Raw genomic sequence first — 14,079 nt, 5'->3', positions numbered from 1 at the left:
GCGCATGTTCCTCATCTACCTCCGGCGCGAGCTGCGCCGGCGCAGACGGGCCGCGTTGCTGGTCGCCTCCGGGCTCGCCGTCGGGATCGCCCTGGTCATCACCGTGTCCTCGGTTGCCACCGGCATGCGGGACGCCCAGGACGAGGTCCTGAAGTCCCTGTACGGGGTGGGCACCGACCTCGCCGTGAAGAAGGAGGGCCAGGAGAACGACCGGCCCGAGCCACCGGCGTTCCGGTTCGAGCAGAAGGGCGAGGGCGAGAAGACCCAGAGCAAAGAGTTCGTCAGGCCCACGGGTGGCCTCGGGTCCATGGACGAGTCCGCGGTGCGGACGGTCGCCGGCAGGGACGGGGTGGCCGCCGCCGTCGGCGGACTCGACCTGCACGTGGACAAGCTCAACGGCAAGTTCGCGCTCGATCCCGGGGAGGGGCCGTCCCAGCAGGGCCCCGGCGGCCCCATGATCCAGGGCAGGCCCGGCTCCGGGACCTCCGAGGTCGAGGTGGACGGCTACTCCCTGTTCGGGGTGGACACCAGCGACGTGACCGTCGGCCCGATGAGCTCCTCGGAGATCACCAAGGGGAAGGGCTTCACCTCCGCGCAGGCCGACGCCAAGGTCGCCGTGGTGGACAGCGGGTACGCCCGCCAGGAGAAGATCGAGGTCGGCGACACCTTCACCATCAGTGGTACCAAGTTCGAGGTCATCGGCATCGCCACCGCCGACACCGGCGAGGCGGCGGCCAACGTCTACGTCCCCCTGGAGCGCGCCCAGGACCTGTCCGCCGTGGACATGAAGGACAAGGTCAGCGCCGTCTACGTCAAGGCCACCGACGCCGACCAGGTGGACACGGTCAAGGCCGCCATCGAGAAGGAACTCGCCGGAACCACCGTCACCAGCTCCTCCGACCTCGCCGACCAGGTCTCCGGTTCCCTGTCCACCGTCTCCGACCTGGCCACCAGCATCGGCAGGTGGCTCTCGGTGACCGTGCTCGCCGCGGCCTTCCTCGTGGCCGGCCTGCTCACCAGTTCCGCGGTCAACCGCCGGGTGCGGGAGTTCGGCACCCTCAAGGCCATCGGCTGGCGCAGCGGACGGGTCATCCGCCAGATCGCCGGGGAGGCGTTCGCCCACGGGGTTCTCGGTGGCCTGCTCGGCATCGCCCTGGGCATCGCCGGGGCCCTGGCCGTCACCGCCGCGGCCCCGACCCTCACCGCGAGCATGGGCAGCAACCAACCCGCGGGCGGGGGCGGCATGCTCATCAGCCCCCCGAGGGAAGCCGCGAGCAAGAGCGTCGAGGTGGCGCTTGGCGCACCGCTCACCGCGACGACCATCGCCCTGGCCGTGGCGCTGGCCGTCGCCGGCGGGCTCGTCGCCGGGGCGTTCGGCGGCTGGCGCGCGGCGCGGCTGCGCCCCGCGGACGCGTTGCGCCGGGTCGAGTGACCCCGCCCCCACACCCTTCGTTCGTTCCCCCCAAGGCGCCAGGAGTGACGCATGTACAGACTCAGCGGTGTGGTCAAGCGCTACCGGCGCGGCCGGGCCACCATCGACGCCCTCGCCGGAGTGGACCTGACCATCGAGGACGGTGACCAACTGGTCATCAAAGGGCCAACGGGAGGCGGCAAGTCCACCCTCCTGCAGATGCTCGGAGGCCTGGACCGGCCCACCTCCGGCACGGTGGAACTCGACGGCACCGACCTCGCGAGGCTCAGCGAGGCCAAGCTGACCAGGGTGCGGGCCGCCACCGTCGGCTTCGTGTTCCAGAACTTCAACCTGATACCCACCCTCAACGCCCAGGAGAACGTCGAGGCCGCCCTGGTCCCGCTCGGCACCAGGGCGGCCGAACGCCGCCGCCGCGCCGCGGAGGCCCTGGAGTCGGTGGGCCTGGCCGAACGCCGTGCCCACCTGCCGAGCGAACTCTCCGGCGGCCAGCAGCAGCGGGTCGCCATCGCCCGGGCCCTGGTCAAACAGCCCAAGGTGCTGCTCGCCGACGAGCCCACGGGGAACCTCGACGAGAACATGCGGGACGAGATCGTCGGGCTGCTGGAGAAGATGTGGCGGGAGCACGGGCTGACCTACGTGGTCGTCACCCATGACACCGCCATAGCCCGCCGCGCCTCCCGGGTGGCCACCATCAGGAAGGGCCACGTCAAGGTGGCGGAGAACTGACCCACGGCGCCACACTGTCGTCCGGACCCGACACAATGGGGCGCCATGGACTGGGAGCGTCGGGCCGGGGAGCTCCGCCGGTGGACCAGGGCCGGACAACGGGCCCCACACAAGCCCCTGTTGATGCTGTACGCACTCGGGTGCTTCCAGCGTGACGCCGACGCCGCCCTGCGGTACAGCGACGTCGAACGGGACCTGGACCGGCTGCTCGACGAGTTCGGCCCGCCCCGGCCCACCTCCTCGGCGTACCCGTTCCACCACCTGGTCAGCGACGGCGTGTGGGAGGTCCGCACGACCACCGGGCAGGGCAGTCCCGGCGCCACCAAACGGGACCTGCGGTCCAGCGGGGCGGCCGGCCGGCTCGTCCCGGAACTGCGGCTGGCGTTGACCCGCGACCCCGGGTTGCTGGCCAGGATGGCGCGGGTGCTGCTGGACGCCAACTTCCCCCCGTCGCTGCATCCGACGATCTGCGCCGCGGCCGGCCTGGAACTGGAGCTCGCCGAGGTCCCGGTGAGCACCCGACTGCGGCGCCGGGACCCCAGGGCGCGGCGGCGGATACTCGTCGCCTACGAGTACCGGTGCGCCTTCTGCGGCTACGCCGGGATGATGGACCGCACCTCCGTCGGCCTGGAGGCGGCCCACGTCCGGTGGTGGGCCGAGGACGGACCCGACACCGTGGACAACGGGCTGTGCCTGTGCTCGTTGCACCACAAGCTGTTCGACCTCGGAGCGCTGGGGATCGACCGGGACCACCGCGTCCTGGTCTCCCAGCACTTCGTCGCCAATGACGACACCGCCCGCCGCCAGGTCCTGGACCTGGTGGGGCGCCGGGTGCTCGGCCCCCAGCCGGGCAGCGCCCCGGTGGCCGGGGAGCACATCGACTGGCACCGCTCCGAGGTCTTCCGCGGGGACGCCCGGGTGGCGGCCTGACACGCTGACGCGCGGGGACGCGGACCCGGCCCCGCTGGACGGCGCTACTCATCAGACAGGACCTGGGGGGAGGTCCCCGCGCCCACCCGGTCGAAGATGCCGCTGTACGCGTCGTAGACCCAGCGCCCGCTGCTCAACTCGTCGCGGTAGTGCCGGAGGTACTCCTCGAACGACGGCGCCAGCGGCCGCGTCGGGCCCCCGTGGACCTCCCAGGCGATGACCTGGCCCCGGGCGCCCGCGCGGGGCGGGTCCAGGTCCACGCAGTAGAGGTTCCCCCCGCCGTCCTGGGCGAACGGCAGCCAGCCGGGACTCCACCAGACCGAAAGGACCCGCTCGTCCCCGGCGAGCTCGCGGGGAACGAACCCGTCGAACACGCCCTGCGCGAGCAGGTTCCCCAACCCGCGCCACCGGCGGGCAGCGCCCTCCACGGACAGCCCGCTGTACTCGAAGAACGCCACGCCGCCCGTGCCTCCGTGGCGCAGGAAGTGGGCCCGCACGTCGTCCGGGAGCGTCTCGCCCACCGTGACCTCGAGGGCGTCCACCGCTGACGGCTCCGCGCCACGCGAGGCGACCAACTGCTCCTGGCAGGGCGGGGCGTGCACGGCGAACCACCCCGCGATGGTCTCCCAGTAACCGGTCATACGTTCCGCGCAGCGGCTCACCTCGTCCATGGCCGCACGGTAGTGGGGGAGTACGACACACGGGCCGGAAGTACCGGACGCGCGCGCGGCCAACCGGAAACCCCCGACACCGCGACAACCTTTCGCGTCCGCTGACGACTGAGACCGGTTGGAAGCAGTTGATCGGACCGGGTCGGTCGGATCGACGAACCGGTGAGAGTTACGGGAGGACCCCGGATTGTCAGAGCAATCGGGATTCGACGCGTATGTCACCCGGAGATCGCCGTGGCTGATGCGTACCGCCTACCTGCTGACCGGGCAGTTGGCGTCGGCGGAAGACCTGGTGCAGACGACGCTGGCCAAGGCCTGGTCGGTGTGGTCCCGCATCGAGGACGACCCAGACCCGTACGTGCGCACGGTCATGGTCAACACCCACCGCAGGTGGTGGCGCCGCCTGTGGCGGGGCGAACTGCCCACCGGTGAGTTCCCGGACCGGGCCGGGCACGGCGACGCCATGACCGCGGTGGACGAACGGGACGTGCTGTGGCAGGCGCTGCGGCGGTTGCCCCGGGGGCAGCGCACGGTGCTGGTCCTGCGGTACTTCGAGGACCTCACCGAGGCCGAGACGGCCCGGGTCATGGGGTGCTCGGTCGGCACGGTGAAGAAGCAGGCCAGCAAGGCGCTGAGCCGGTTGCGCGGCGACGCCTCGGTGATGGGGACCGCGCCGGTCAAACCCAGTGTGACAGCGACAAGGAGCTAGATACCATGCCCATGATTGAAGACGAACTCCGGCAGGTGTTCGAGGAGCGCTCGGCGTTCGCGGACCAGCCGTTGCGCCCCGAGGACGTCCACGTTCGGGTCCGGCGGACGCGGCGACGTCGTGCCGGTGCCACGGCCGGGGTCGCCGCGCTCGCGGTCGCCGCCACCATGGGGGGCGTGCTCGCCGCGGGCGACCCCCAGGGCCAGCCCTCGGCCGCGCACGATGGCAACCCCCAGGGCGCGGGTTCCCACAAGGCGATGACTTTGGGTGACCTCGAGACCGTCGGGTACCAGGTCAAGACGTCCCCCGACAGTGGTGGTCCCATCAGCATCACCCTCAAGCAGAGGTTTGACAGCCAGAAGCTGATCAGCGACCTCAAAGCGGCCGGTGTCAACGCCGTGCCGATGAAGGAGGGCTGCCCCGATCCCGGTGAGGCGGTCAGCAACGCCGCCGCCGCGAAGGCGTGGACCTGGGTGGGCAACGACCCGTCCCTCAACGAGGGCAAGGCGTCCAGGGACGGCGTGGTGAACCGGCTGTGGCCCAACCGGGTGGACAACGGCTACACCATGCTGGTGGGCGCGTGGTCCCAGAGCGACGTTCAGGGTGGAGAGTCGACGATGCGGGTCACCGCCCACCGCACCGGCACCGAGGCACCGACCTGCCTTCCCCTCGCTGAGGTGGACAAGGGACCCGAGATCCGGTGACTCCCGCCGTGAGGTGGTGACGGAGGCACCTGGCTCGGGCGACGAGTCCGCGTGAGGAAGCCCCGACTGCCCGTAGCGGAACGGGGAAGGCCTCGGTCGGGGCTCGCGTGCGGAAGGTCCCCGTTGACCGGAACGGTTCACCGGCCCCCGGTTTCCGTAGGCGCAACGGGGCCCCGGCCGGCCCCTCCATACCGGAGGGGCCGGCCGGAACGGGATCGGGGATCAGTGCCCCTCCGTGTCCGCCGCGGCGCCGGGGAGGTCGCGGCCCGGGGCGGCGGGTGGCACCACCCGGCCGCGGCGCTGGGTGGACAGGAGGTACCGCCGGTGGGTGGGGTTGGCGCGGGTGTGCCCGATCGCCCACGCCCTGACCGACCGGGGGTCGCCGTCGGCCCATGCCCGAGGGGTGATCAGGGCGAACAGCATGTCCGCACCCACTGTGGATGTGAATGCGCTGGTCGAGGTGCGGATGGCGCGGCAGTCGGTGTTGACAGGACCCAACCCGCCGCGGTTGCGGGTGATTGTTCACGAGGCCGCGATGTTGGCCAGCGCCCCGGAGAAAGGTGTCATACGGGACCAACTCCAGCGCCTGCTCGACGTCACCAGCTACTCACACATCACCGTGCAGGTCCTCACACTGGACGCCGAGTTGCACCCCGGAGTGACCGGTGGGTTCACTGTTTTTGATTTCGAACAACCGGGCTTCGATATGGTCCTGTTGGAGAACTTGGAGAGCAGCCTCTACGTCGAGGAACCCGAGAGTGTGGCGCGCTACGTCGAAGCGTTCGAGCGGCTGACCGCGGCAGCGCTGTCGTTCAGCAAGTCGCGCGCCCTCATCGCCGAACTGAAGGAACGGACAAGGTGACCATAGCTGTTCGCAATTCTTCCCGCCTCAACGTCGCGTGGTTTGCTTCCAGTTGCAGCGCCAGTAGTAACTGCGTGGAGATGGGTGCACTGGAGGCAAGCGTCGCCGCGCGACAGCAAGGACCCCCAGGGTCCCGCGTTGGTTTTCTCGGTCGGCGGTTGGGCGTCGTTCGTCTCGGCCGTCAAGCGGGGGGAGTTCCTCCCCGGCTGAGGCCCCCGTCCGGGTGCCCGGCGCCCGTGGTCGCCGGGCGCACGCCGGCGTGGGCCGGAAGTGTTCCTGGTGGGTTGGCTGAGGCGTATCGCAGCGAACTATCCAAGGACTGTACGGCGTACCTCAGCTTCGAGTTGACGCGTGAAAGATTTGCGACGACGAGTCAGCCATTCTAATTCAGTGCCGGGGCGCACGCAGGTATGCCCGGCTCGTTCGTCCTGATGGGTTTCGCTGATTCGGTGGATCCTGAGATCGTCTACTTGGACAGCATGGCCGGAGACCTCTTCCTTGAGGCGGAGGTCGAGGTACGCAGGTACGACGCGATGTTCGACAACCTGCGTGCCCAGGCACTGAGCCCTGACGACACACTGGATCTGATCACCACACTGATCAACGAGATGCGGTAGAGGGCGGTTGGTGAAGATGCGCAACGCAGAGAACAGCGGCGCCATATGGAGGAAGAGTTCCCACAGCAGTGGCAATGGCCAGTGCGTGGAGATCGCGTTCCTCGATGAGGCGGTGACGACGCGCGACAGCAAGGACCCCCAGGGCCCCGTGTTGGTGTTCTCCGTGGGCGGTTGGGCGTCGTTCGTCTCGGCCGTCAAGCGGGGGGAGTTCCTCCCCGGCTGAGGCCCCGTCCGGGTGGCCGGCGCCCGTGGTGGCCGGCGCACGCCGGCGCACGCCCGGGTGGGCCGGGGTGTTCGGGGGCGACCCGGCCCCGGCCCTGCCCTGGTCCGGGGTCCCGGGGTGTGGAAGAGTTCATACGACGGAACGACAGTCTCATATGTGATCGGACTCGATGTCGTATGACCGACACCCCACACAGACCGCACGCGCCCCGCCGAGCCCGTGGTTCCCAGGGGCGCCGACTGCCCTTCCTGATGGACATGGTCCACGCCAACCCCGGCGAGCCGATGACCGTCTCCCGCTACAACGACCCGGCGACGCTCGCCGCCCTCGACTACGACGGGCAGGTCATCAACGAGTTCCGGCCGCCGCAGACCGCCGTCACCTTCGACACCTTCGACGAGCGGATCTTCCCGGCCGGGTCCGAGGCCCGGGCCTGGGTCGAGGAGAACGTCCGCCGCGTGGACGAGCACATCCGCCGCGCCCACGCCGCCGGCGTCGCCGCGTACTTCTTCACCGACGTCATCGTGCTGCCCAGGCGACTGGTGGAGCTCCACGCTGAGGAGATCCTCGACCAGGAGGGCAGGATCAACCTGCACCGCCCGCTCACCCAGCACGTCCACCGGCTGATGCTGCGCGAGGTCTTCGCCCGCTTCCCCGACATGGACGGGTTGGTGATCCGCACGGGTGAGACCTACCTCCAGAACACCCCGTTCCACACCGGCAACAACCCGATCACCGACGCGGCGGCCAGCCACCGACTGCTGATCGAGCTGTTGCGCGAGGAGGTGTGCGTCCGGGCGGGGAAGGAGCTCTTCTACCGCACCTGGTCGCTGGGCAGCGGGGGCGGGGACCGGCTCCGTTACGACCCGGCGTTCTACCGGGAGGTCACCGACCGGATCGAGCCGCACGAAAGGCTGCTGTTCTCCATCAAGCACACCGCCGACGACTACTGGCGGACGGTGCCGTTCAACGAGACGCTGGGCACCGGCCGGCACCGGCAGATCGTCGAGGTGCAGTGCCAGCGCGAGTACGAGGCCAAGGGGGCCTGCCCGGACTACATCGGCGACGGGGTGGTCAACGGCTTCGAGGAGTACCCGGAGGGACCCGCGCCCCGGGGCCTGGCGGACCTGGTGGACAACCCGCTCTTCGCGGGCGTCTGGACCTGGTCCCGCGGAGGCGGCTGGCGCGGCCCCTACATCACCAACGAGCTGTGGTGTGACCTCAACGTCTCGGTGGTGGCCCGCTGGACGCGGGACACGGCCCTGGGGGAGGAGGGTGCGTTCGCCGCCCACGCCCGGGAGGCGGGCCTGGACGGCGAGGGGACGCGGTCGTTCCGCCGGCTGGCGCTGCTGTCCGCCGCGGGGACGCTGCGCGGTCACTACTCCGCCCGGTTCCCGGTCGAGGCGCTGACGTGGACCCGGGACCAGTTCCTCGGGGGTTGTGACCGGGACCTGGTCAACGACTACGACGCGATCCTGGACCGGGGCCTGGTGGACGTCGCCCTGGCGGAGAAGGAGCAGGCGGCGCGGATCTGGCAGGAGATCACCGAGCTCGCCGACCGGATTCCGTTGCGGAATCCCGCCGACCGCGCCTACCTGCGGGTCTCCGCCCGCTACGGGAAGTACCTGTACGCGGTGGTCCACCACGGCTGGGAGGTGATGCTGCGCGGTTTCGCGGGTGACCGTGACGGGCGCTACGACAACGACGCCATCGCCGCTCACCTCCGTGCCTACGACGACGCCTGGCGGGGCTGGCGTCGGCTGGAGGCCCGGGAGCCGTCCTGCGGCACGCTGTACCAGGCGCACAGCTTCGGGCCGATGGACGCCAACGGGGTGCACTCGGCCGACCCGGACCACGGGATGGGGCCGTCCGTCGAGCGGTACCGCGGGCTGCTCGCCCGCTGAGGGCCGGTGCCGCCCGGCGGTGTGCTGCCGGCGGCACCGGCCCCCCAGGGAGGCACCCGCGGGGCGCGGCCGGTGCGCACGCCCCGCGGGGGTCGGGGGACGCGCTCGTCCCCCGACAGCGGTTACTTCAGACCGTTGTCGATCGCGGTCATCAGTTCACCGTTGCTGGTGTCACCGCTGAGCTCCCAGACGAACGCACCGCCGAGACCCTGGTTCTTCAGCCAGGTCATCTTTCCGGCGATGGTCTGCGGGGTGTCGTAGCTCCACCACTGGCCGCCGCAGTAGGCGTAGGCGGTGCCGGCCACGGTCCCGTTGGCCGGGCAGCGGGTCTTGAGCACCTTGTAGTCCTCGATGCCCTGCTCGTAGGTGCCGGGGGCGGGGCCGGTGGCGGTGCCGCCGGGGGCGGCCTGGGTGACGCCGGTCCAGCCGCGGCCGTAGAAGCCGAGGCCGAGGTTCAGCTTGGCCGCCGGGATGCCCTTGGCCTTCAGCTTGGCGATGGCGTCGGCGGAGGTGAACTTCTCCCGCGGGATGCCGTTGTACGAGGTGAGCGGGGAGTGCGGGGCGGTCGGGCCCTGCGCGTCCCAGGCGCCGAAGAAGTCGTACGTCATGACGTTGTAGAAGTCGAGGTACTGGGCGGCGCCGGCGTAGTTGGCCGCGTCGATCTTGCCGCCGTCGGTGGCGTCGGCGGTGATGGCCGCGGTGACGAGGTTGTTGGAGCCGAACTTGGCGCGCAGGGCCTGCATGAGGTTGCGGAACGCGTCGGGGCCGCTGGTGTCGCAGGTCAGGCCGCAGGCGTTGGGGTACTCCCAGTCGATGTCGATGCCGTCGAAGACGTCGGCCCAGCGCGGGTCCTCAACGAGGTCGTAGCAGGACTGGGCGAAGGCGGTCGGGTTGGCCGCGGCCTGGCCGAAGCCGCCGGACCAGGTCCAGCCGCCGAAGGACCAGATCACCTTGATGTTGGGGTACATCTTCTTGAGCTTGCGGAGCTGGTTGAAGTTGCCGCGCAGCGCTCCGGCGTCCCAACTGTCGGAGGTGCCGTCAACGCTGGCGTCGGCGCCGTAGAACTTGTCGTAGTCGGCGTAGGCGTCGCCGATGGCGCACCTGCCGCCGGTGACGTTGCCGAACGCGTAGTTGATGTGCGTGATCTTGCCGGCGGTGCCGCTGGTCACCAGGTTCTTGACGTGGTAATTGCGCTGGTAGACGCCCCAGTTGGTGAAGTAGCCGAGCTTGACCTCGCCGCCGCCGGGCCCGCCGGTGCCGCCGGAGGTGGTGACGGTGAGCGTGCCGCTGGACGGCCCGACCTGGTTGGCCGTGTCCCGCGCCTTGACGCTGTAGCTGTAGGTGGTGCCGGCGGTCAGCCCCGAGTCGGCGTAGCTGGTGCCGGTGACCGTGGCGACCTTGCTGGAGCCGCGGTAGACGTCGTAGTTCTGCACGCCCTTGTCGTCGGTGGCCGCGGTCCAGTTGAGGGTCAGGCCGGTGTCACCGACGTTGCTCGCGGTGGGGGTGCCGGGGGCGGACGGCGGGGCGTCCCCGGGCTGGCTGCCGCCGTCACAGGCGGCGCCGTTGACCGTGCAGTTGCTGGGCGAGCCGCTTCCCGTGCCGTTGAAGCCGAAGGACACGCTGGCGCCGGGGGACAGGGTGCCGTTGTAGCTCTTGTTCTTGGCGGTCCAGTGGTTGTCCACGTGGGTGACGTCGGCGTCCCAGGCCGAGGTCACCGCGGTTCCGGAGGGGAAGTCCCACTCGATGGTCCAGTTGGTGATCGTGGCGGTTCCGGTGTTCTTCACCGTCCACTTGCCCTCGAACCCGGTGCCCCAGTCGGACGCCTTGGTGTAGGTCGCCGTCGCCTCGGCCGCCTGGGCGGGGGAGGCCCCGGCCACGATGGCCAGTGGCAGCAGCAGCGCGGCGAGGGCCGTCGCGATCCCGGGGACCTTGAACCTGCGGTGTCTGCGTTTCGTCGTTCCAGTACTCACGAGTGCTCCTGGAATGGGGGACGGGCTTGAGGCACGGCGCCGCCCGGTGGGGGGTTCGGTGGCATGTCATGGCCACCACATTGAGCCGAGGGTAGAAAGGTCTGGACCAAGCGGTCAAGAGGTCTACACCAAAGTCGGGTTGTGGCCATCGGGACCCGATCGCGGGCCGGTCGGGCCGAGTCTGTCGCCGGTGCCCTCCCGGGTTGCCCCCGCCCCTCGGGGTGGCCGCTGGTCTCGCCGCAGAACGTGAGGCATGACACAACATCTGGGATGGTTTCATGATCGTGGCTCAACATGTAGTGTTAGTCGTGCTGGTGGTTCGCGAGGTACTCAGGTGCCTTGCGAGACAACAGGGAACCCGGTGTAACTCCGGGACTGCCCCGCAGCGGTGAGTGGGAACGACCACCGTTCCGTGCCCTTCCGGCCTCGACGAAACGAGGCTCCCCGGGTGGCGGTCACGGCACTGGACGCGCACAACGGCGTCTGGGAAGCCACGGTCAGTAGGTGCGTCGGCGTGTTGCCGGCGTGTGCCCACGAGTCCGAAGACCTGCCACCGGTGCGCGCGCCGGTGGGCGTGCGCGCTCCGAGGTCCCGAGGGGAGGCCGCGTGGCAGGTCGGTGGCCGGCGCCGTCTTCGCCGAGCCACCCGGTGCCGCACCGCCTCCTCCCGGCGCCCCGGACGATCCACACGTCAGGTCAGGGACGCCCCGTGCCGCACGGGACCGCCCAGGACCCCCACGGGTACGAGCGCGAGGAGAAGGCATGACATCCACCATGGGACCGGTAGCGGAGGCCGAGGAAGCCGGGGTGCCCGACCGCGGCACCCGGGGGCCCGCGTCGAACACCGGCCCCGCCCCGATCACCGTGCGCGGCCCGTCAGGCCCCGCGCCGCTGGACGAGGAGCGCCTGCTGCGGGTGGTCACCGAGGCCTGTGCGGGCCTGCCGGACGCCTCGCCCGAGCCGGTGCTCGCCGAGGTGCGGCGCAACCTCTACGACCAGATCACGGCCGAGGAACTGGCGCTCGCCCTGGTCATGGCGGCCCGCACCCAGGTGGAGCACGAGCCGCAGTACTCCCGGGTGGCAGCGAGGCTGCTGCTGGACGGCCTGCGCGCCGAGGCCGTGACCGAGCTGTCCGGCCAGGCACGGCAACCCGACCACCGGACGATGGCCGCCGAGTACCCGCGGTACTTCGCCGCGTTCGTCGAGCGCGGGATCGCCGCCGAACTCCTCGACGAGGAGCTGGCGTCGTTCGACCTGGCCCGTCTCGGCGCGGCCCTGCGGCCGGAACGCGACCTGGACTTCCAGTTCCTCGGGCTGAAGACGCTCCACGACCGCTACCTGACGCACCTGGGGGGCACGCGCATCGAGTTGCCGCAGGCGGCCTTCATGCGGGTCGCCATGGGCCTCGCCCTGCGCGAGGACGACCGGGAGCGGCGTGCCATCGAGTTCTACGAACTCCTGTCGTCGTTCGACTTCATGTGCTCAACCCCCACGCTGTTCAACTCCGGTACCCGCCGTCCCCAGTTGTCGTCGTGCTTCCTGACCACCGTCCAGGACGACCTCGAACAGATCTTCCTGTCCCTGCGGAACAACGCCCTGCTGTCGAAGTACGCCGGCGGCCTGGGCAACGACTGGACCCCGGTGCGCGGGATGGGCGCCCACATCAAGGGCACCAACGGCCGGTCCCAGGGCGTCGTCCCCTTCCTGAAGATCGCCAACGACACGGCCATCGCGGTCAACCAGGGCGGCAAGCGCAAGGGCGCCGCGTGCGCGTACCTGGAGACCTGGCACATCGACATCGAGGAGTTCCTCGACCTGCGCAAGAACACCGGCGACGACCGGCGCCGCACCCACGACATGAACACCGCCAACTGGGTGCCCGACCTCTTCCTCCAGCGGGTGGAGGCCGACGCGCAGTGGACGCTGTTCTCCCCGGACGAGGTCCCCGACCTGCACGACCTGTACGGGCCCGAGTTCGCCGCCCGCTACGAGGAGTACGAGGCGGCGGCCGACCGGGGGGAGGTCCGGGTGCACCGGCGGCTGCGCGCCGTCGACCTGTGGCGCCGCATGCTCACCATGCTCTTCGAGACCGGCCATCCGTGGATCACCTTCAAGGACCCGTGCAACCTGCGTTCCCCGCAGCGCCACACCGGGGTGGTGCACTCCTCCAACCTGTGCACCGAGATCACCCTCAACACCTCCGCCGACGAGGTGGCCGTCTGCAACCTGGGTTCGGTCAACCTCGCCCGGCACGTCGGCCCCGACGGCATCGACTCCGCCCGGCTCAGGCGCACCGTGGACACCGCCGTGCGGATGCTCGACAACGTCATTGACGTCAACCACTACACGATCCCCGAGGCCCGACGCTCCAACCAGCGCCACCGGCCCGTCGGACTGGGGCTGATGGGCTACCAGGACGCCCTGTTCACCCTGCGCCTGCCGGTGTCCTCCCCCGAGGCCGTGGAGTTCGCCGACCGCAGCATGGAGGAGATCAGCTACTACGCGATCTCCGCCTCCGCCGACCTGGCCGCCGAGCGCGGCCGGTACGCCACCTTCGAGGGCTCCCTGTGGTCCCGGGGCGTCCTGCCCATCGACTCCGTCGCCCTGCTGGCCCGGGCCCGCTCCGGAGACCTGACCATGGACACCGGCAGGACACTGGACTGGGAGGCGCTGCGCGAACGGGTGCGCACCGTCGGCGTGCGCAACTCCAACATCATGGCCATCGCCCCCACCGCGACCATCGCCAACATCACGGGGGTCAACCAGTCCATCGAGCCCCTGTTCCGCAACCTGTTCGTGAAGGCGAACATGTCCGGCGACTTCACCGTCGTCAACCCCCACCTGGTGCGCGACCTGAAGGAACGCGGCCTCTGGGACGACGAGATGATCAGTGACCTGAAGTACCACGACGGCAGCCTCGGGCCCATCGCCAGGGTGCCGGCCGACCTCAGGGCGCTCTACGCGACGGCGTTCGAGATCGAACCCGGATGGTTGGTCCGGGCCGCCTCCCGCCGGCAGAAGTGGATCGACCAGGCGCAGTCCCTGAACCTGTACCTCGTCGCACCCAGCGGCCGGGCACTGGACCAGCTCTACCGCGACGCCTGGCGGTCCGGTCTGAAGACCACCTACTACCTGCGCGCCCTCAGCGCCACCCATGTGGAGAAGAGCACCCTGGCCACCACCGACGGCAAGCTCAACGCCGTTCCGGTCCCGCCGCCCCCGACCGGGAACGCACCCGTGGCCTGCTCGGTCGACGAACCGGACTGCGAAGCCTGCCAGTAGGCCGGCGGCCCGGCCCCTCCCACCCCTCCACGAACAGCGAACCCCAACGT

Annotated in this window: 13 protein-coding genes, 1 pseudogene and 1 riboswitch; of the genes and pseudogenes, 11 read left to right on the top strand and 3 right to left on the bottom strand. The window is 70.3% G+C overall.

All coding sequences use genetic code 11. The features are described 5' to 3' along the window. Positions 1 to 4 precede the first annotated feature (4 nt). The 3 genes from A3IG_RS0102235 to A3IG_RS0102225 are packed head-to-tail and all read left to right on the top strand — an operon-like array spanning position 5 to position 3,088. Complete coding sequence (locus A3IG_RS0102235; RefSeq protein ID WP_018381921.1) at positions 5 to 1,432, top strand: ABC transporter permease; 1,428 nt, start codon at positions 5 to 7, stop codon at positions 1,430 to 1,432. A 51-nt stretch (positions 1,433 to 1,483) separates the two neighbouring features. Beyond that, positions 1,484 to 2,158 carry an ABC transporter ATP-binding protein gene (locus tag A3IG_RS0102230; RefSeq protein ID WP_018381920.1) on the top strand — a complete coding sequence of 225 codons (675 nt, stop codon included), beginning with the start codon at positions 1,484 to 1,486 and terminating at the stop codon, positions 2,156 to 2,158. Between the two features lie 45 nt (positions 2,159 to 2,203). Then, a complete protein-coding gene (locus tag A3IG_RS0102225; protein WP_018381919.1) occupies positions 2,204 to 3,088 on the top strand; it encodes a phosphorothioated DNA-binding restriction endonuclease in 885 nt (294 codons plus the stop codon). A gap of 44 nt (positions 3,089 to 3,132) precedes the next feature. Here the strand turns inward: A3IG_RS0102225 and A3IG_RS31690 are convergent, their stop codons facing one another. After that, positions 3,133 to 3,759, bottom strand: coding sequence for an SMI1/KNR4 family protein (locus A3IG_RS31690; RefSeq protein ID WP_078499938.1), 627 nt, complete (start codon positions 3,757 to 3,759; stop codon positions 3,133 to 3,135). A 187-nt stretch (positions 3,760 to 3,946) separates the two neighbouring features. Here A3IG_RS31690 and A3IG_RS28275 point away from each other — a divergent pair, with 187 nt between their 5' ends. Then, a complete protein-coding gene (locus A3IG_RS28275) occupies positions 3,947 to 4,468 on the top strand; it encodes a SigE family RNA polymerase sigma factor (RefSeq protein WP_078499936.1) in 522 nt (173 codons plus the stop codon). Between the two features lie 5 nt (positions 4,469 to 4,473). After that, entirely contained in the window at positions 4,474 to 5,172 is a 699-nt protein-coding gene (locus tag A3IG_RS0102210; RefSeq protein ID WP_018381916.1) for a hypothetical protein, read from the top strand. Positions 5,173 to 5,394: 222 nt separating this feature from the next. Here A3IG_RS0102210 and A3IG_RS31685 read toward each other — a convergent pair whose 3' ends face one another. Further along, entirely contained in the window at positions 5,395 to 5,595 is a 201-nt protein-coding gene (locus tag A3IG_RS31685; RefSeq protein WP_018381915.1) for a DUF7848 domain-containing protein, read from the bottom strand. Between A3IG_RS31685 and A3IG_RS28270 the strand changes: the two genes are divergently transcribed. The 5 genes and pseudogenes from A3IG_RS28270 to A3IG_RS34050 all read left to right on the top strand — a co-directional run bounded on the left by A3IG_RS28270 (position 5,594) and on the right by A3IG_RS34050 (position 8,778). Then, positions 5,594 to 6,034 carry a DUF5753 domain-containing protein gene (locus A3IG_RS28270; protein WP_157862348.1) on the top strand — a complete coding sequence of 147 codons (441 nt, stop codon included), beginning with the start codon at positions 5,594 to 5,596 and terminating at the stop codon, positions 6,032 to 6,034. The two genes, A3IG_RS31685 and A3IG_RS28270, sit on opposite strands and share 2 nt — an antisense overlap. Positions 6,035 to 6,118: 84 nt before the next feature. Beyond that, complete coding sequence (locus A3IG_RS34895; protein ID WP_018381913.1) at positions 6,119 to 6,244, top strand: DUF397 domain-containing protein; 126 nt, start codon at positions 6,119 to 6,121, stop codon at positions 6,242 to 6,244. A gap of 188 nt (positions 6,245 to 6,432) precedes the next feature. Beyond that, positions 6,433 to 6,651 (top strand): annotated as a pseudogene (locus A3IG_RS0102195) (Scr1 family TA system antitoxin-like transcriptional regulator); the annotation flags it as partial. A gap of 16 nt (positions 6,652 to 6,667) precedes the next feature. Beyond that, positions 6,668 to 6,874, top strand: a complete 207-nt coding sequence (locus tag A3IG_RS0102190; protein WP_026219809.1) for a DUF397 domain-containing protein — start codon at positions 6,668 to 6,670, stop codon at positions 6,872 to 6,874. A gap of 176 nt (positions 6,875 to 7,050) precedes the next feature. Continuing rightward, the gene (locus tag A3IG_RS34050) at positions 7,051 to 8,778 is read left to right on the top strand and encodes a hypothetical protein (protein WP_157862349.1); all 1,728 of its coding nucleotides are present in this window, start codon (positions 7,051 to 7,053) and stop codon (positions 8,776 to 8,778) included. A gap of 122 nt (positions 8,779 to 8,900) precedes the next feature. Here A3IG_RS34050 and A3IG_RS0102180 read toward each other — a convergent pair whose 3' ends face one another. Continuing rightward, positions 8,901 to 10,748 (bottom strand): glycoside hydrolase family 18 chitinase, encoded by a 1,848-nt coding sequence (locus tag A3IG_RS0102180; protein ID WP_018381909.1) that lies wholly within the window; start codon positions 10,746 to 10,748, stop codon positions 8,901 to 8,903. Between the two features lie 298 nt (positions 10,749 to 11,046). Next, positions 11,047 to 11,317: riboswitch (cobalamin riboswitch) on the top strand. Between the two features lie 192 nt (positions 11,318 to 11,509). Between A3IG_RS0102180 and A3IG_RS0102175 the strand changes: the two genes are divergently transcribed. After that, positions 11,510 to 14,029 carry a ribonucleoside-diphosphate reductase subunit alpha gene (locus A3IG_RS0102175; protein ID WP_018381908.1) on the top strand — a complete coding sequence of 840 codons (2,520 nt, stop codon included), beginning with the start codon at positions 11,510 to 11,512 and terminating at the stop codon, positions 14,027 to 14,029. Positions 14,030 to 14,079 lie beyond the last annotated feature (50 nt).

This window comes from Wenjunlia vitaminophila DSM 41686 (assembly GCF_000380165.1).
Classification (GTDB): Bacteria; Actinomycetota; Actinomycetes; order Streptomycetales; family Streptomycetaceae; genus Wenjunlia; species Wenjunlia vitaminophila.
This window is presented reverse-complemented; position numbering and strand designations above follow the sequence as displayed.

What these genes read in the sequence shown, in the direction of transcription:
- A3IG_RS0102210 (WP_018381916.1), top strand. Translation starts at nt 4,474, where the DNA reads ATGCCCATGATTGAAGACGAACTCCGGCAGGTGTTCGAGGAGCGCTCG.
- A3IG_RS0102175 (WP_018381908.1), top strand. Translation starts at nt 11,510, where the DNA reads ATGACATCCACCATGGGACCGGTAGCGGAGGCCGAGGAAGCCGGGGTG.
- A3IG_RS31690 (WP_078499938.1), bottom strand. Translation starts at nt 3,759, where the DNA reads ATGGACGAGGTGAGCCGCTGCGCGGAACGTATGACCGGTTACTGGGAG.
- A3IG_RS28270 (WP_157862348.1), top strand. Translation starts at nt 5,594, where the DNA reads ATGTCCGCACCCACTGTGGATGTGAATGCGCTGGTCGAGGTGCGGATG.
- A3IG_RS0102235 (WP_018381921.1), top strand. Translation starts at nt 5, where the DNA reads ATGTTCCTCATCTACCTCCGGCGCGAGCTGCGCCGGCGCAGACGGGCC.
- A3IG_RS0102225 (WP_018381919.1), top strand. Translation starts at nt 2,204, where the DNA reads ATGGACTGGGAGCGTCGGGCCGGGGAGCTCCGCCGGTGGACCAGGGCC.
- A3IG_RS0102230 (WP_018381920.1), top strand. Translation starts at nt 1,484, where the DNA reads ATGTACAGACTCAGCGGTGTGGTCAAGCGCTACCGGCGCGGCCGGGCC.
- A3IG_RS34050 (WP_157862349.1), top strand. Translation starts at nt 7,051, where the DNA reads ATGACCGACACCCCACACAGACCGCACGCGCCCCGCCGAGCCCGTGGT.
- A3IG_RS31685 (WP_018381915.1), bottom strand. Translation starts at nt 5,595, where the DNA reads ATGCTGTTCGCCCTGATCACCCCTCGGGCATGGGCCGACGGCGACCCC.
- A3IG_RS0102190 (WP_026219809.1), top strand. Translation starts at nt 6,668, where the DNA reads ATGCGCAACGCAGAGAACAGCGGCGCCATATGGAGGAAGAGTTCCCAC.